This window comes from Geodermatophilus sp. SYSU D00698 (genome assembly GCF_054050335.1).
Genome location: NZ_JBJGZD010000010.1, coordinates 39,069 through 55,696, shown reverse-complemented (window position 1 = coordinate 55,696; position 16,628 = coordinate 39,069). Strand labels below are relative to the sequence as shown.

The following is a 16,628-nucleotide window of genomic DNA, read 5'->3' as shown; positions in this document are numbered from 1 at the left end:
TCCGGGTCGCGGCCGGTCCGGTCGGACCGTGACGGACCGACCCCTCACAGCGACCGCACAGCCGCCTCCCAGCCGCGCCCGGTGGCGGCGCCGGTGGTCAGCGGCGGCGCAGGCCCCGCAGGGTCCGGACGGCGACCAGCAGCTCGGGCAGGTCGTGCCGGTCGCCGGCGGCGATGTCCGCGAGCTGGGCCGCGGCCCGCCGCTGGGCGGGGTCCCAGCCCTCCACCCAGCCCGCGACCAGGGTCGTGGCATCGGGGGAGGCGTCGTTCCCGCTCCCCCGCCCGGCCAGCACCTCGACGGCGAGCTCGGCCTGCTCGGCGGCCAGGTCGTCGCGCAGCGCCGCGCGGGCCATCGACGGCCAGCGCCGGTCCCGGGGCAGCGCCGTCACGAGCTCCCGCAGCGGCACCAGCGCCAGCCGCTCGGCCAGCTCCTCGGTGACCCGCCCGGCCAGCTCGATCGGCGCGCCGGTGCGCTCGGCGACGACGGCCAGGTCGAGGGCCGTCGGCAGCAGCGGCGCGGCCGCCAGCTCGCCCGCCAGCCCGGCCGGCACGCCCGCGGCCTGCAGCCGCCGCGCCCGCTCGGCGTAGGCGGCGGCCTCGTGGCCCAGCAGCCAGCCCGGCAGACCGGCCCGCACCGCCGCCACGGGGCCGGCGAACCGCTCGGTGAGGGCGGCGATCCCCGCCGCGGGGTGCGCGCCGATCTCGGGCAGCCGCAGCAGCCACCGGGCCGCCCGCTCGGCCAGCCGGGTCGCCTCGGTGCGCAGCTCCACCTGCACCGGCGCGGGCACCCGGTTGTCCAGCGGCCGGACGGCGTCCCACAGCCGGTCGACGTCGAACACCGCGCGGGCCACCGCGTGCGCCCGGACGACGGCGGCGAGGTCGAGCCCGCTCTCCTCGGCCAGCCGGAACAGCCCGGTCACGCCGGCGGTGTTGACGGCCCGGTTGGTCAGCGCGGTGGCGATGATCTCCCGGCGCAGCGGGTGGGCCTCGACCGCGTCGGGGAACCGCTCGCGCAGCGGGGCCGGGAAGTACTCGCGCAACAGCCGGGCCAGGGCGGGGTCGTCGGGCAGGTCGGAGCCGAGGACGGCGTCGCCCGCCTCGAGCTTGGCGTAGGCCAGCAGCACCGACAGCTCCGGGCTGGTCAGCGCGTGCCCGTCGCGGCGCCGCTGGGCGAGCGCCCGGTCGTCGGGCAGCGCCTCGACCGTGCGGACCAGCCGCCCCGACCGCTCCAGCGCCCGGATGAACCGCTCGTGCGCGTCGAGCAGGCTGCGCGCGGAGGTCACCTCGACGGCGAGCGCGGCGTTCTGCGCGTGGTTGTCGGTGAGGACGGCCGCCGCGACCTCCTCGGTCATGTCGGCCAGCAGCGCGGCGCGGCCGTCGGCGGCGAGCACGCCGGCCTCCACCACCTCGTTGAGCGCGATCTTGATGTTCACCTCGTGGTCGGAGGTGTCCACGCCCGCGGAGTTGTCGATGGCGTCGGTGTTCACCCGGCCGCCGGCCAGCGCGTACTCCACCCGCCCGCGCTGGGTGAGGCCGAGGTTGCCGCCCTCCCCCACCACGCGCACGCGCAGCTGGGAGCCGTCGACCCGGACGGCGTCGTTGGCCTTGTCGCCGACGTCGAGGTGGCTCTCGGGGGCGGCCTTGACGTAGGTGCCGATGCCGCCGTTGAACAGCAGGTCCACCGGGGCGAGCAGCACCGCGCGGACGAGCTCCACCGGGGAGAGCGTGTCGACGTCGGCGTCGAGGCCGAGCGCGGCCCGCACCGGCTCGCTGACCGGGATCGCCTTGGCCGTCCGCGGCCACACGCCGCCGCCCGCGCTGATCAGCGCGGGGTCGTAGTCGGCCCACGACGAGCGGGGCAGGTCGAACAGCCGCCGGCGCTCGGCGTAGGACGTCGCGGCGTCGGGGGTGGGGTCGACGAACACGTGGCGGTGGTCGAAGGCGGCCACCAGCCGGATGTGCTCCGACAGCAGCATCCCGTTGCCGAAGACGTCGCCGCTCATGTCGCCGATGCCGACGACGGTGAACTCCTGGCTCTGCACGTCGACGCCGAGCTCGCGGAAGTGGCGGGTCACCGACTCCCAGGCGCCGCGGGCGGTGATGCCCATGGCCTTGTGGTCGTAGCCGACCGAGCCGCCGGAGGCGAAGGCGTCGCCGAGCCAGAACCCGCGCTCGAGCGCGACGGCGTTGGCGATGTCGGAGAAGGTCGCCGTCCCCTTGTCCGCGGCGACGACGAGGTAGGCGTCGTCGCCGTCGTGGCGGACCACCCGCTCCGGGGGCACGACCTTCCCGCCCACCAGGTCGTCGGTGAGCGACAGCAGCGCGCCGATGAACAGCCGGTAGCAGGCCTGGCCCTCGGCCAGGACCTCCTCGCGGGAGGCGCCCTCCGGTGGGGGGGTGCGGACGACGAACCCGCCCTTGGCGCCGGTGGGCACGATGACGGTGTTCTTCACCATCTGCGCCTTGACCAGGCCCAGGACCTCGGTGCGCAGGTCCTCGCGGCGGTCGGACCAGCGCAGCCCGCCGCGGGCCACCGCGCCGAACCGCAGGTGCACGCCCATCACCCGCGGGGAGCTGACGAACACCTCGCGGGCCGGGCGCGGCTCGGGCAGGTCGGGGACCGTCCGGCAGTCGAGCTTGATCGCCAGCGGCCCGCCCGCGTAGTAGGTGGTGCGCTGGGTGGCGAGGACGGCGGCCAGCAGGCTGGTGAGCACACGGTCGGCGTCGAGGGTGTCGACCCGGCCGATGGCCTCGCGCAGCGACGCGGCCAGCGCCTCCTGGCGGGTGGCCCGGCCGGCCTCGCGCCCGGGCGAGAACCGGGTCTCGAACAGCGCCACCAGCCGCGCGACGACGTCGGGGTGGGCAGCCAGCGTCGTCTCCACGTACCGCTGGCCGAAGGGCAGCCCGGCCTGGCGCAGCCACTGCACGTAGGCGCGCACGACCGTCACCTGCCGCCAGTTGAGCCCGGCCAGCAGCACCAGCGCGCCCAGGCCGTCGTCCTCGGCGTCACCGCGCCACACCGCGGCGACCGCCTCGGTGAACCGCTCGGGCAGCGAGCCGGGGAAGGGCAGCTCCCCGCCGGGGGCGGTCAGCCCGAAGTCGTAGATCCAGGCCGGCGGGGCGCCGATCCGGTCGATCTCGTAGGGCCGCTCGTCGACGACGTCGACGCCCATGTGCTGCAGCACCGGCAGCACGTCGGACAGCAGCAGCCGCTCCCCCACCCGGTAGACGGTCAGCCGCGGCTCGGTGGCGTCGGCACCGCGCGGTCGGCGCAGCCGCAGGCCGAGCTCGCCGGGCGGCAGCGCGTCGAGGCGGGCGAGGTCCTCGACGGCCGTCGCCGCCGGGAAGTCCTCCTGGTAGGCGGCCGGGAAGGCGTCGGCGATGCGGGCGAGGACCTGGTCGCCGTCCGGGCCGTACCGCTCGGCCAGGGCGTCGGACAGGTCGTCGGTCCAGCTGCGGGCGACGGCCGCGAGCTCCTGCTGCAGCGCCTCGGCGTCGACGTCGGGCAGCGCCGGCGTCCCGCCCCGGCCCACCGGCAGCCGGACGACGAAGTGCAGCCGGGCCAGCACCGACTCGGTGGAGCGGGCGGTGAACTCGATGTCCCGGCCGCCCAGGCGGGACAGCAGCAGCCGCTGCATCGCCAGGCGGACCTCGGTCGTGTAGCGGTCGCGCGGCAGGTAGACCAGCGCGGACCAGAACCGGCCGTAGGGGTCGAGGCGGAGGAACAGCCGGGTCTGCCGGCGCTCCTGCAGGTAGAGCACGGCCAGCGCCACCGGCAGCAGCTCGGCGGCCGGCGCCTGGAACAGCTCGTCGCGCGGCAGGGTGTCCAGGACGTCGACCAGCGTCTTGCCGGTGTGGCTGTCGGCCGGCACGCCGGAGCCCTCGACCACCTCGGCGACGCGCCGGCGCACCAGCGGCACGTCGCGGACGTTGGCCGCCGCGGCCGCGGAGGGGAACAGCCCGACCAGCCGGTGCTGGCGGGCGGGGCGGTCGCCGTCGGCGGGCTCGGTCACCGCGACCAGGTCCAGCCAGGCGCGGCGGTGCACCGTCGAGCGGATGTCGGCCTTGGTGACCGTCAGCAGCGCCGGGCCCAGCGGGCCGGCGGCCTCCGGCAGCGCGGTCCCGGTGTCGCTGCGCAGGACGCCCAGGCCGGTGCCGGGGACGGCGCGCACGGCGGTCCCGACCTCGACCTCGCGGGCACCGAGGAACACGAAGTTGCCGTCGGCCAGCCAGCGCAGCAGGGCCGCGGCCTCGGCGGGGTCGTCGGCGGGGTCGGCGGTGTCGGCGCTGCCGCGCTCCTCCAGCCGGGTGGCCAGCTCCAGCGCGCGGGCGGCGGTGCGCGGGGCGTCCTCGTCGACGGCGCGGACGTCGGCGAGCACGGTGCGCAGCCCGGCGACCAGGTCACCGGCGGCCTCGTCGTCGAGCGGGCCGTCCAGGACGGCGGCCATCCACGACTCGGCCAGCGCGTCGGGGCCGCAGCGGGCCACGGCCGTGCCGGGGCTGTCGCAGAAGGCCCGCAGCACGCCGGAGACGTCCCGCCGGACCACGACCACGGGGTGCACGACGTGCTGCAGCCCCACGCCCTGCCGGACCACCTCGGCGGTCACCGAGTCGACGAGGAAGGGCATGTCGTCGGTGACGACGAGCAGCAGCCCGCGCCCGTCGCCCAGCCGCTCGACGACGACGGTGGCCGCGCCCTGCGCCCGGACGCCGGCCAGCCGGAGGTGGCGCAGCGCCAGCCCGGCGAGGTCGGCCGGGTCGTGCCCGAGGACCTCGGCGGCCGGCTCGCTCCAGTAGTAGCGCTGCAGCAGGGCCGGGAGGTCCGCGGTGCCGCACCCGGCGGGCAGGTCGGGCCCGCCGTCGGCGTCGTCGGCGGCGGCGCGCGCGGCCTCGGCGAGCAGGGCCCGCTTCTCCTCGTTGGCGGCCTCGAGGGCGACCAGTCCCGGCGGGACGTCGTCCTCCGGTCGGTCGGGGACGACGGTGTCCACGCCGGTGGTGCTCATGTCCGGCGACGCTAACCCGCCCGCGCCACCTCGTCAGCGCGACGCGGCCGCCCGGCGGGGTGACGTGCTGGAACGGCCCCGCTGCAGGAGCCCGCCGCGAGCCAGGTGACGTGCTGGAACGGCCCCGCTGCAGGGGCCCGCCGCGAGCCTGCGAGCGGTGGGGGGCAGCGGGGTCCTTGCTCTAGCGGTCCAGGAGCTGGTCGGCGGCCCAGCCGACGACGGCGAGGACGAGCCCGCCCAGGATCGCGGTGCCGAAGCCGTCGACCGAGAGCCGGTCCGACAGCGCGGCGGTGAGGCCGAGCAGCGCGGCGTTCACGACCAGGAGGAACAGGCCGAGGCTCAGCAGGATCGCCGGGAAGGACAGGAACCGCAGGATCGGCCCGACCACCGCGTTGACGACGGCGAACAGCAGCGCCACCCAGAGGAAGGTGCCGCTGACGCCGAGCGCCCCGTTCTCGTTGCCGTCGATCTGGATGCCCGGCAGCAGCCGCGTGAGGCCGTAGAAGGCCAGGGCCATGACGACGACCTTGAGCGCGAACCTGATCACGCGTCCACGCTAGTGGCCGGGCCTGGCAGTCCCCTGGTTCTGCACACCTCTACCGCTCTCTGGCGTCCGCGCTAGAGAGCGGTAGACCGGCCTCGACGTGCGTGCGGGCGCGTCCGTGTGGGCACTGCGGACGGTGAGGAGGTGCACCGTGGTGGACCGACTGGTGGTCGTGGGTGCGTCCGCGGGGGGCATGGACCCCCTGCGGCAGCTGCTGGCGGCGCTGCCCGCCGACCTGCCGGCCGCCGTCGCCGTCGTCCTGCACCTGTCCCCCACCGGCGAGAGCCGGCTGCCGGATCTGCTGTCCCGGGCCGGTCCGCTGCCCGTGCGGCACCCTCCGGAGGGCGGGGTCCTGGTGCCGCGGCAGGTCGTCGTCGCACCGCCCGACCGGCACCTGGTCGTGCGCGACGGCCGGGTGCACCTCACCCGGGGGCCGCGGGTCAACCGGCAGCGGCCGGCGGTCGACGTGCTGTTCCGCAGCGCCGCCGTCTCCCACGGCGCCGGCGTGGTCGCCGTCGTCCTGTCCGGCGCGCTCGACGACGGCGCCCTCGGCGCGGCCGCGGTCGCGGCGCAGGACGGCCACGTGCTGGTGCAGGACCCCGGCGAGGCGCGCGTGTCCGCGATGCCCCGGGCGGCACTGGCCGTCGTACGCCGCGCCCGCGCGGCCCCCACCGCCGAGCTCGGGCCGCTGGTCGCCGAGCTCGTCCGCGCCCCCCTCCCCCCGGCGCCCGCCGCCGGCGCCCCGTCCGACGAGAGGAGTCCGCAGATGACCGGCGGACCGACAGCCGTCACCGACCGGGGGGTCCCCGCCGCCCTCGGCTGCCCCGAGTGCCAGGGCGGCATGTTCGAGAGCGCCGCCGACGGGTCGGTGAGCTGGGCCTGCCACGTCGGCCACGCGTGGTCGGCGCAGAGCCTGCTCGAGGCGCAGCGCCAGGCCGTCGAGGGCGCGGTCTACAACGCCGCGTCCAAGCTGCTGGAGATCGCGTCGGTGCACCGGCGGCTGGCCGAGCTCGGCACCGACGGGCAGGACGAGCACCTGCGCGCGGCCGAGCGGGCGGAGGCGCGCGCCGCCCAGGTCCGCGGCGAGGCCGGCGACGGCTGACCGGCGGTCAGCGCGCGGGCGTCTGCGTGTAGAGCGCGAGCCGCCAGCGGTCGCCGTCGCGGACGTACAGGCTGCTCATCGCCCCGGTGAACGGCGGCTCCTGCTCGTGCCGCCAGGCCCGGCCGGTGTAGACCAGCGCCGCCGCGTCCGCGCCGGCGCGCACCAGCCGGACGTCGCCCAGCTCGTAGCGCAGCCACGGCGGGGAGGCTCCCAGGGCGGCGACGACGGCGGCGCGGTCCATCACCGTCCCGTCCGCGAGCACCATCAGGCCGTCGTCAGCCATCACCTCGCCGTAGAAGTCCCCGCCGGTCGCGTCGCACAGGGCGTCCCAGCCCCGCCGCTCCAGGGCGAGGAGCTCGGTCTGCACCTCGGTCTCCGTGTGGGTCTCCATGTGCCCGACCCTGGCCCGCGCAGGTGCCCGACGTCCAGCCCCCGGCCGACGTCGTCAGGTGAGCGGCAGGGCGTCGGCGACCAGGTAGAGGCCGAGCAGGAACAGCACCCAGGCCACCACCTCACCCGAGGCGCGCGACAGCCGGCCCTCGATCCGGGCCAGGACGGGCGTGAGCCGGTCGTGCAGCGCCGTGCGGAGGGCCAGCAGGACCAGCGCCGGCAGGACCATGAGCAGGCAGTAGCCCGCGAGCAGGGCCAGCGTCGCCGCCGGACCCGGTGCCGACGTCACGAGCAGGGCGATCGCGGCGAGGTAGGGCAGCATCGAGGCCGCCTCGATCCCCACCGCGGTGACGGCGAGGACGACGACCGCTCCGGGCGGGCCGTCGCCCCGGGCCCGGTCGCGCCACCGGCCCAGCCGCCCCGGTCCCCGGGCCGCCCGCGCAGCGCGCCGCCGCTCCTTGCCCTCCCGCGTCCACGGCTCCACGGTCAGCCCGAGCAGGACCAGGACGGCCCCCACGACGAGCTCGGCGACGCGGCCGGCCGTGCTCTGCAGGGCTGCGCCGAGCGGTTCCAGCAGCACCCCGGCACCGAGGACGAGCGCGATCCCGAGCAGCAGGTACGCGCCGGCCACCGTGCCGAGGAAGAGCAGCACCCTGGCCACCCGCACCCGGCCGGGGGCCAGCAGCAGCCACAGCGGGAGGACGAGCGTGCCGACGCTGGTGCTGTCCACCAGGGCCAGGCCGGCCAGTGGCAGCAACAGGGCGACGTCCACGGCTCCTCCGGTGTCTTGGCAGCACACCTGTGCTGTTCTGCCAACGTAGCACAGTCGTGCTAGAACGAGGCCGTGCCCAGGACCGTGGACGCCACCGTGCGCCGGAGGCAGCTCGCCGAGGCCGTCTGGCGGGTCATCCGGCGCGACGGCGTCTCGGGCGCCTCGGTGCGCAACGTCGCCCGGGAGGCCGGCACGTCGACGGGCTCGCTGCGGCACTGGTTCGCCACCCAGGACGAGCTCCTGCACTTCGCGATGACCCTCGTGATCGAGCGCGCCCGGGAACGGGCGGAGGCGGTCGCGGCCGCCGGCGGGCCCCTGGTGCCGAGCCTGCTGCGGGTGCTGGAGGAGACCCTCCCCCTCGACGAGGAACGGCGCGCCGAGACGGAGGTCTGGCTGGCGCTCACCGCGCGCGCCCTGGTCGACCCCCGCCTGGCCGAGCTGCGCGACCGGTCGGCCGCCGACCTGCGCGCCTTCTGCGCCCACGCCGTGCGGGCCCTGGTCGCGGCCGGGGAGGCCCGATCCGACCTGGACCCCGACCTGGAGGCCGAGCGGCTGTACGCGGTCCTCGACGGCCTGGCCGTGCACGCCGTGACCCGGCCGTCCACGCTCCCGCCGGACCGGGCCCGGGAGGTGCTGGCGGCACACCTGCGCTCCCTGGGCGACACGCCCTAGCCGCTTCTACCGATCTCTACGGCGGGGGCTAGACGGGGCCATACGGTGCTCGACGTGGACCCCGTCCGGAACCCCTACGCCCCTGGCGCCGGGCAGCGCCCGCCGGAGCTCGCCGGCCGCGACGACGAGCTGTCGGCCTTCGACGTCGTCCTGGAGCGGATCGCCCGCGGCCGGCCCGAGCGGTCGCTGGTGCTCACCGGGCTGCGCGGCGTGGGCAAGACGGTGCTGCTCAACCAGCTGCGGTCGGCGGCGATCGGCCGCGGCTGGGGCACCGGCAAGATCGAGGCGCGACCGGACCAGTCGCTGCGCCGGCCGGTCTCCTCGGCGCTGCACATGGCGCTGCGCGAGCTGCGCCACCCCGACCAGGAGTCGATGGACGCCGTCCTCGGGACGCTGAAGGCATTCGCCCAGCGGCTGGCCCCGTCCGACGCGAGGCTGCGGGACCGCTGGCAGCCGGGCATCGACGTGCCCGCCACCACCGGCCGGGCCGACTCCGGCGACATGGAGATCGACCTGGTCGAGCTGCTCAGCGACGCCGCCGGGCTGGCCGCGGACGTCGGCAGGGGCGTCGCGCTGTTCATCGACGAGATGCAGGACGTGCAGGCCCCCGACGTCTCGGCCATCTGCGCGGCCTGCCACGAGCTGTCGCAGCAGGGCGCGCCGCTGATCGTCGTCGGCGCCGGCCTCCCCCACCTGCCGGCGGTGCTGTCGGCGTCGAAGAGCTACTCCGAGCGCCTGTTCCGCTACCTGCGCATCGACCGGCTGGACCGGCCCGCCGCCGACCGCGCGCTGCTGGCGCCCGCCGAGCGCGAGGAGGTCACCTTCGAGCCGGCCGCCCTCGACGCCCTCTACGCGGCCGCCGACGGCTACCCGTACTTCGTGCAGGCCTACGGCAAGGTCACCTGGGACGTCGCGGCGGCCTCCCCCGTCACCGCCGACGACGTCGCGATGGCCGCGCCGGTCGCCGAGGCCGAGCTGGCGGTCGGGTTCTTCGGCTCCCGGTACGACCGCGCCACCCCGGCCGAGCGCGAGTACATGCACGCGATGGCCGAGCTCGGGGGTCCGGCCGGCGCCCCGGTGGCGACGTCGGAGGTGGCCGCGACGCTGGGCCGCAAGCCGGCGTCGCTGTCGCCGGCGCGCGACTCGCTGATCAAGAAGGGGCTGGTCTACTCCGCCGAGCGGGGGCAGATCGCCTTCACCGTCCCCCACTTCGGCCGCTACCTGCTGCGCCACCCGGACTAGCGGCCCGGGTGTCGCGTCGGCCGGGCAGGAGGAAGGCGTCCAGGTCGGCGGCGAGGGCCGGCGGGCACTCCCAGTTCGGGCAGTGGCCGGTGCCCTCGTGGACGCGCAGCCGGGCGTCGGGGAGCGCGGCCAGGAGCCGGTCCTGCTGCCCGCGGTCGAACAGCGCGTCGCGGTCGCCCCACACCAGCAGCGTCGGCGCGGTCACGGCCCCGAGGCGGTCGCGGTCGTCGACGGCGACCATCTCCTCCCAGGCGTCCCGGTAGACCCACCCCGGCGCCCGGCGGCCCTCCGCGACCAGCGCGTCGAAGAACGCCGGCTCCACCGGCCGGTACACCGCGCTCGCGGCGAACTCCCGCACGAAGCCCTCGGGGACGTCGTCGGGCAGGTCGGCGATCGCCGCCCGCACCTCCGCGGCCAGCCGCCCGCCCACCCGGTCGGCCGAGTCGACGAGCACCATCCGGTCGACCAGCCCGGGGTGCTCCTCCGCCACCCGCCGCACCACGAAGCTGCCGTGGGAGTGACCCACCAGGTGCGCGCGCCCGATGCCGAGGACCTCGCACAGGGCCACCAGGTCCTCGGCGAGCCGGTCCATCGCGTAGCCGGCCCGCGGGTGGTCGGACCCGCCGAACCCGCGCTGGCTGTAGGCGACGGCGTGCAGCCGCGGGTCCAGGTGCGCGAGGACGCGGCTCCAGGAGAACCAGGAGTCGGGCCAGCCGTGGACGAGGACGACGACCGGCCCGCCGGGGTCCCCCTGCTCCACGGTCTCCAGCCGCAGCCCGCCCGGGAGGGTCACGGTGCGCGGGCGGAGGGTCTGCGTCGTCCCGGACACGGGGCCTCCCCGGAGCCGTCCCCCCGCACGGCCACGGTAGGGGCGGAGCCCTCCCCGCGGGCCGGTCGGATGCGGCAGGAGTGGGCGTTTCTGCCGCCCGGACGGTTGCTGCGCGCAACCGGGGGCAGGAGCATCCCGTGCCCGACGTCGTCGAAGCCGGTCTGTGGGGTCTGCTGGGCGGCGCCGCCCTGGTGCTCGGGGCGCTGGTCGCCTGGTTCGTGCGGGTGCCGCAGGCGGTGATCGCCTCGGTCATGGCGTTCGGCTCGGGTGTGCTCATCTCCGCCGTCGCCTTCGACCTGGTGGAGGAGGCCGCCGACACCGGCGGGCTGGGCCCCACCGCGATCGGCTTCCTCGGCGGCGCGGTCGCCTACCTCGCCGCGAACGCGGCGCTGGCCCGGCGCGGCGCCCGGCACCGCAAGCGGTCGGGCGGGGCGGGGAGCGAGCAGCAGCCGTCGGAGGGCGAGCAGGGCGGCAGTGGCGCCGCGATCGCCGTCGGCGCGCTGCTCGACGGCGTCCCGGAGTCGGTCGTCCTGGGGCTCGGCCTGCTCGGCGGCGGCGCGGTGAGCGCGCCGGTCCTGGCGGCGGTCGTCATCTCCAACGTGCCCGAGGGCCTGTCCAGTGCCGCCGGCATGAAGGCCGGCGGACGGTCGGCCGGCTACGTCTTCGGGGTCTGGGGCGGCATCGCGGTGGCCAGCGGCCTGGCCGCGCTGGTCGGGTACGCCGCCCTGGGCGGCGCCCCGCCCGAGGCCATCGCCGTCATCACCGCCGTCGCCGCCGGCGCCATCCTCACGATGATCGCCGACACGATGATCCCGGAGGCCTTCGAGCGGACCCGCACCTGGACCGGCCTGATCACCACCGCGGGGTTCCTCGTCGCCTTCGCGATCGAGCGGCTCGGCGCGTGAGCGGGCAGGGTGGGCCCGTGGCAGAGGCACGCGACCCCGTCCAGATCAGCGTCCCCGTCGACGGCGGCGAGCTGTCCGCCCTGCACTGGGCCGCCGACGCCCCCGGCTCCCCCATCGCCGTGCTGGTCCACGGCATCACCGCCAACGCGATGGCCTGGGCCCGCGTGGCGGCCGCGCTGGCCGGTGAGTTCGAGGTCGTCGCCCCCGACCTGCGCGGGCGGGCGGGCTCGGCCGGGCTGCCCGGCCCCTACGGCCTGGAGCGGCACGCCCGGGACGTCGCCACCCTGCTCGACCGGTTCGGCGCCGACGACGACGCCGGGGCCGACGCCACGGTGCTCGTCGGCCACTCGATGGGCGCGTTCGTGGCCGCGATGGCCGCGGCCGGCCCCGCCCGCGACGAGGTGCACGGCCTGGTCCTGGTCGACGGCGGGCTGGCCCTCCCCCAGCCCCCGGGCGCCGACGCCGACGCGATGCTCTCCGCCGTCCTGGGCCCGTCGCTGGACCGGCTGTCGACGTCGTTCCCCGACGTCGCCGCCGTGCGCGCGTTCTGGGCGCGGCACCCCGCCGTCGGCCCGTGGGTGGACGTGCCCTCGGTGGCCGCCTACCTCGCCCGCGACCTCGCCCCCGGCGGGCCGCCGCTGCGCAGCGCCTGCGTGCCCGAGGCGGTCCGCGTCGACGGCGGGGACGTGCTGCTCAACGAGCGCGTGCTGGAGGCCACCACCGCCCTGCCAGTGCCCGCCACCCTGCTGTGGGCCACGCGCGGCCTGCTCGACCAGACGCCCGGCCTCTACGACGAGGTGCGCCTGTCCTCGCTCGGGCTGGAGCCGGCCGGCATCACCGCGCGCGAGGTGCCCGGCACCAACCACTACTCGGTGCTGTGGGCCGAGGAGGGCGTCGCGGCGATCGCGGACGAGGTCCGGGCGGCCGCCGCCCGGACCTGATCAGGCGGGGTGGCCGAGCAGCGGGGGCAGCACCTCGGGCCCGGCCTCGGCCGGGCGCTCCCCGCCCACCGGGTGCGCCCGGACGGCGAGCACCGCGACGTCGTCCTCGGCGCCGTCGCCGAGCATGCTGGCCAGCAGCCCGTCGCACAGGTCGGCCAGCGACGAGCCGGCCGCGGCCTCGACCAGCCGGCGGAGCTCCTCGCGGCTCTCGTCGAGCGGCACGCCACGCCGCTCGAACAGCCCGTCGGTGAACAGCAGCAGCGTGCTGTCCGCCGGGATGACGTCGTGCCCGTCGGCGCGGGGGCCGCGCCAGCCGATGCCCAGCGGCGGGCCGACCGGCGCGGAGAGGTCGCGGACGGTCCCGTCGGGCAGCAGCAGCATCGGCTCGGGGTGGCCGGCCGTGGCCCAGCGCAGCCGGCGCAGTCCCACGGCCGCCTCGGCCGGGGTCTGCTCGACCCGGCACACCAGCGCGGTGGCCATCGCGGGCACGGCGAGGCCGACCAGGGCGTGGTCGACCCGCCGCAGCACCCCCGCGGGCTCCTCCAGCCGGTCGAAGGCGATCGCGCGGACCAGCGTCTTGACCTGCCCCATGGCCGCGGCGGCCTCGATGTCGTGGCCCATGACGTCGCCGATCACCAGCACGGTGTCGCCGTCGGGCTGCAGGAACGCGTCGTACCAGTCGCCGCCGATGGACACCCCGCGGGTGGCGGGCCGGTAGCGGACGGCGAGCTCGAGGTGGTCGGGCTGCACCGGCGGGGACAGCAGACTGTGCTGCATCCGCTCGGCCACCTGCTGGGCGGCGCTGGCCAGCCGGGCGTTGTCCAGCGCCAGCGCGGCCCGCCGGGAGGCGATCTCGGCGGTGCGCAGCTCGACGTCGGTGTGCGGGCCCCGCTCGGGCCCGTTGACCAGCGTGAACGCGCCGAACACCTCGCCGCGGGCGAGCAGCGGGAAGGTGGCGACGGCGGACACCCGCAGCGGCGCCAGCGCCTCGCGGCTGGCCTCGTCGGCGACCATCACCCGGACGTCGTCGTCGGTGACCTGCGGGAGGACCACCGGCCGCCCGCTGGCCAGCGCCGTGGGCACCGGGGCGGTGGGCCGGTTGCTGCGCACCCGCAGGTCGGCGTAGCGGTGCATCGCCGGCACCATCGCCGGGTCGCTGTGCGCGCGGCCGACGTCGCGGCGGGTGCCGTCGGGGTCGACGACGCTGACCAGGCACCAGTCGGCCAGCAGGGGCACGACCAGGTCCGCGAACCGGGCGACGGCCTCGTCGACGTCGGTGGTCGACGTCATCGCCTGGCTGATGTCGCCGAGCAGCACCAGGTGGCGGGCCGACACCTCGGCCCGCGCCGCGGCCGCGGCCGCCTCCGCGGCGGCGGACTCGCGGGCCGCGACGGCCGCGGCGCGCTCCTCCTCGGTGCGCCGGCGCTGCGTGACGTCGTCGTAGGTGACCACCAGGCCGGCCCCGGTGAGGAACGCGTCGGCGCGGAACCACCGCCCCAGCGGGGGGAAGAACGCCTCGGTGGAACCGGACTCGCCGGTCTCGCGGACGTGCCGGTACAGCTCCTCGAACGGTCCCCCGACCGCCTCCGGGAACTCCTCCCAGATGCCCCGGCCCTGCAGCCCCGCGACGGTGCGCTCGAGGACCGCGGCGCCGGCCGGGTTGACGTAGCGGAACCGCCAGTCGTCGTCGAGCACGAGCAGCGGCCGGTCCATGCCCTCCACGGCCTGGACGAGCAGGTCACGGGGCGGCGGAGCGGCGCCGTCCGGGGTCATGGGGCCATGCTGCCCCATCCCCGGCGGCCGGCCCGCCTGCGGTCCCTCGTCGTGGGGAACGGTCCGGCGCGGACCCGTTGGCAGCGCGGCCAGGGCGCGGAACGATCGGGGCCGGCCCGTGGCGTCCGGCACCCGTCCGCCGGTGCGGACGGCCGGCGAGGAGGTGCGGGCATGGCCGGTCCGCTGCCGGACCCGCCCGCCGGTCCGGGAGCGGGGTGGCGGCAGGACGCGCAGCACCGGGCGACCGTGCCCCTCGCCTGCCGGCTGCCCGACCCCGTGGCCCTCGCCGCCCTGGCGGACCGCCTGCCGGCCGCCGTCCTGGCGCTCGACCCGGCCGGCCGGCTGACCTGGCTCAACGCCGCCGCGGCGCGGCTGCTGGGCGGCACCGCCGCCGAGCTGACCGGCCGGCCGCTGGACGACGGCGTGCCCGGCGGCACCGGCCACGTCCTGGCCCAGGCCTGCTCCGAGGCCGCCGTCACCGGCGAGCCGGTGACCGTCGCCGCCGGGGACGGCTGGTACGAGGTGCGGGCCCTGCCCGGGCCCGAGGGGCTCGCGGTGACGGTCACCGACGTCACCGCGCGGCGCGCGGTGCAGGAGCAGGCCGACCGCGCCGCGGCCCGCGCGACCCTGCTGGTGCGGGTCAGCGGGGAGCTCTCCGGTGCGCTCGACGGCGTCTCGGCGCTGGGCCGGCTGGCGCGGCTGGTGGTGCCGGTGCTGACCGACGGCTGCGTGGTCACCGTCGTCGACCGGGAGGGCCGCGCCCGCGACGTCGGCTCCTGGCACGCCGACCGCGAGCGCCGCGAGCTGCTGGCCCGCTACACCCGGGTGCGGCTGGAGCGCATGTCGCCGTCCTCCCCCGTGGCGCAGGCACTGCGCGCGGGCACGCCGCTGGCCACCTCCGTCGCCGACGTCCTGGAGGACATGACCGACGAGGACGCGCGCGAGATGCTGCGCGGCCTGCGCGCGGAGTCGGTGGTGGTCCTCCCCCTGCCCGCCGAGTCGCGGACCGTCGGCGTGCTCACCCTCTACCTCGACACCGGCCGCACGCTGGGCGAGGCCGACCTCGCCACCGCGCGGGCGGTCGCGGTGCAGGCCGGCCGCGCGGTGGACCGGGTCGGGCGGCAGAGCCGGCAGATCCAGCTGGCCGAGGCGCTGCAGCGCAGCCTGCTCACCGACCCGCCGTCGTTCCCCGGCCTGGAGGTCGCCGTGCGGTACCTGCCGGCGGCCGAGGCGGCCCGGGTGGGCGGGGACTGGTACGACGCCTTCTCCTCCCCCACCGGCGACCCGGTCGTGGCGATCGGCGACGTCGTCGGCCACGACACCGCGGCCGCGGCGACGATGGGCCAGCTGCGCGGCCTGCTGCGGGGGATCGCGCACGCCCGCGGCGCCGGCCCCGCGGAGGTGCTGCACGGCCTGGACGAGGCCATGGCGGACATGCACCCGGAGACGCTGGCCACGGCCGCGGTCGCCCGGCTGGAGGACGGCGGCCGGCGGCTGCGGTGGGCCAACGCCGGGCACCCGCCCCCGGTGCTGCTCCTGCCCGGCGGCCGGGTCGTCGCGCTCGACCACGGCGACCCGATCGGCGACCTGGCGCTGGGCGTGGACGCGACGGCCGAGCGGCGCGAGTCGGCGGTCGCCCTGGTCCCGGGGACGACGGCGCTGCTGCACACCGACGGGCTGGTGGAGCGGCGCGGCAGCACGCTCGACGCGGACACCGCCCGCCTGCACGACGTGCTGGCCGGGCTCGCCGGCCGGCCGCTGCCGCAGCTGTGCGACGAGCTGCTCGCCCGCCTGGTGCCGGGCCCGCCCGAGGACGACGTCGCGCTGCTCGCGGTGCGCGTCGGGACGGGCTGAGCCGAGATCCGGCTCACCCCGCGGAGGCAGGTGGGCGCCGGCAGGGTTGGGCCGCCGGCCGGCTGGGCACCGAGTCATCGTCCGAGCAACAGGACGACGACGGAGAAGAGGTCATGGGCCGACTGACCTGGCCGCTGCGCCCGCTGCCCGACGGGCGCGGCGAGCTGTGGCGCCGGGACCTGAGGGGCCTCGCCGAGCTGCCCGCCGCACGGGCCGGCCTGCGCGACCACCTCAGCAGCGTCGGCTTCCCGCGGGACGACGACCCGGCCACCGACCGGATGATCCTGGCCTTCGACGAGCTGGCCTCCAACGCGCTGCGGCACGGCGTCTCGCCGGTCGTCGCGACCGTGGTGGCCGGCTCCGGCGGCTGGCTGCTCGACGTGAGCGACCGCGACCCCGACACCATGCCGGCGCCCGCGGTCGGCCGGGACCCCGCGCAGGGCGGGCTGGGTCTCTACCTGGTGGCCCGGCTGTCGGTGGCCCACGGCTGGTACGTCGACGACGGCTGCAAGCACGTGTGGGCCTGCCTGCCGACGACCTTCGAGGAGTGCGCGGCCACCGCCTCCTGAGGACGTGGGCGCGCCCGGGGCGGCGGGGAGGGC

The 16,628-nt window shown here is 77.3% G+C and carries 13 protein-coding genes; 7 read left to right on the top strand and 6 right to left on the bottom strand.

What is annotated here, in order from left to right; all coding sequences use genetic code 11:
* Window positions 1-97 precede the first annotated feature (97 nt).
* Window positions 98-5,002 carry an NAD-glutamate dehydrogenase gene (locus tag ACI8AB_RS11295; protein WP_456950213.1) on the bottom strand — a complete coding sequence of 1,635 codons (4,905 nt, stop codon included), beginning with the start codon at window positions 5,000-5,002 and terminating at the stop codon, window positions 98-100.
* A gap of 181 nt (window positions 5,003-5,183) precedes the next feature.
* Complete coding sequence (locus tag ACI8AB_RS11290) at window positions 5,184-5,549, bottom strand: phage holin family protein (RefSeq protein ID WP_387991841.1); 366 nt, start codon at window positions 5,547-5,549, stop codon at window positions 5,184-5,186.
* Between the two features lie 148 nt (window positions 5,550-5,697).
* Here ACI8AB_RS11290 and ACI8AB_RS11285 point away from each other — a divergent pair, with 148 nt between their 5' ends.
* Window positions 5,698-6,648, top strand: a complete 951-nt coding sequence (locus ACI8AB_RS11285) for a chemotaxis protein CheB (protein WP_456950212.1) — start codon at window positions 5,698-5,700, stop codon at window positions 6,646-6,648.
* Between the two features lie 7 nt (window positions 6,649-6,655).
* Here the strand turns inward: ACI8AB_RS11285 and ACI8AB_RS11280 are convergent, their stop codons facing one another.
* Both ACI8AB_RS11280 and ACI8AB_RS11275 read right to left on the bottom strand, forming a co-directional pair.
* Window positions 6,656-7,039, bottom strand: coding sequence for a nuclear transport factor 2 family protein (locus ACI8AB_RS11280; RefSeq protein WP_456950211.1), 384 nt, complete (start codon window positions 7,037-7,039; stop codon window positions 6,656-6,658).
* A gap of 54 nt (window positions 7,040-7,093) precedes the next feature.
* Entirely contained in the window at window positions 7,094-7,810 is a 717-nt protein-coding gene (locus tag ACI8AB_RS11275; RefSeq protein WP_456950210.1) for a GAP family protein, read from the bottom strand.
* Window positions 7,811-7,882: 72 nt separating this feature from the next.
* Between ACI8AB_RS11275 and ACI8AB_RS11270 the strand changes: the two genes are divergently transcribed.
* Together ACI8AB_RS11270 and ACI8AB_RS11265 are read left to right on the top strand one after the other, a co-directional pair.
* Window positions 7,883-8,482, top strand: a complete 600-nt coding sequence (locus ACI8AB_RS11270) for a TetR/AcrR family transcriptional regulator (protein ID WP_456950209.1) — start codon at window positions 7,883-7,885, stop codon at window positions 8,480-8,482.
* Between the two features lie 54 nt (window positions 8,483-8,536).
* Window positions 8,537-9,724, top strand: a complete 1,188-nt coding sequence (locus ACI8AB_RS11265) for an AAA family ATPase (protein WP_456950208.1) — start codon at window positions 8,537-8,539, stop codon at window positions 9,722-9,724.
* Here ACI8AB_RS11265 and ACI8AB_RS11260 read toward each other — a convergent pair.
* Window positions 9,678-10,553 carry an alpha/beta fold hydrolase gene (locus tag ACI8AB_RS11260; protein ID WP_456950207.1) on the bottom strand — a complete coding sequence of 292 codons (876 nt, stop codon included), beginning with the start codon at window positions 10,551-10,553 and terminating at the stop codon, window positions 9,678-9,680. The genes ACI8AB_RS11265 and ACI8AB_RS11260 overlap by 47 nt on opposite strands.
* Before the next feature lie 137 nt (window positions 10,554-10,690).
* Between ACI8AB_RS11260 and ACI8AB_RS11255 the strand changes: the two genes are divergently transcribed.
* On the top strand, window positions 10,691-11,458 hold the full coding sequence (locus ACI8AB_RS11255; RefSeq protein WP_456950206.1) for a ZIP family metal transporter: 768 nt from the start codon (window positions 10,691-10,693) through the stop codon (window positions 11,456-11,458).
* A 17-nt stretch (window positions 11,459-11,475) separates the two neighbouring features.
* On the top strand, window positions 11,476-12,399 hold the full coding sequence (locus ACI8AB_RS11250) for an alpha/beta fold hydrolase (RefSeq protein WP_456950205.1): 924 nt from the start codon (window positions 11,476-11,478) through the stop codon (window positions 12,397-12,399).
* Here the strand turns inward: ACI8AB_RS11250 and ACI8AB_RS11245 are convergent, their stop codons facing one another.
* A complete protein-coding gene (locus ACI8AB_RS11245) occupies window positions 12,400-14,172 on the bottom strand; it encodes a SpoIIE family protein phosphatase (RefSeq protein WP_456950204.1) in 1,773 nt (590 codons plus the stop codon). It lies immediately after the preceding gene.
* A gap of 171 nt (window positions 14,173-14,343) precedes the next feature.
* On the opposite strand from ACI8AB_RS11245, the gene ACI8AB_RS11240 reads away from it, so the two are divergent.
* Both ACI8AB_RS11240 and ACI8AB_RS11235 read left to right on the top strand, forming a co-directional pair.
* A complete protein-coding gene (locus tag ACI8AB_RS11240; RefSeq protein ID WP_456950203.1) occupies window positions 14,344-16,026 on the top strand; it encodes a SpoIIE family protein phosphatase in 1,683 nt (560 codons plus the stop codon).
* A 113-nt stretch (window positions 16,027-16,139) separates the two neighbouring features.
* Entirely contained in the window at window positions 16,140-16,595 is a 456-nt protein-coding gene (locus ACI8AB_RS11235; RefSeq protein ID WP_387991874.1) for an ATP-binding protein, read from the top strand.
* Window positions 16,596-16,628 lie beyond the last annotated feature (33 nt).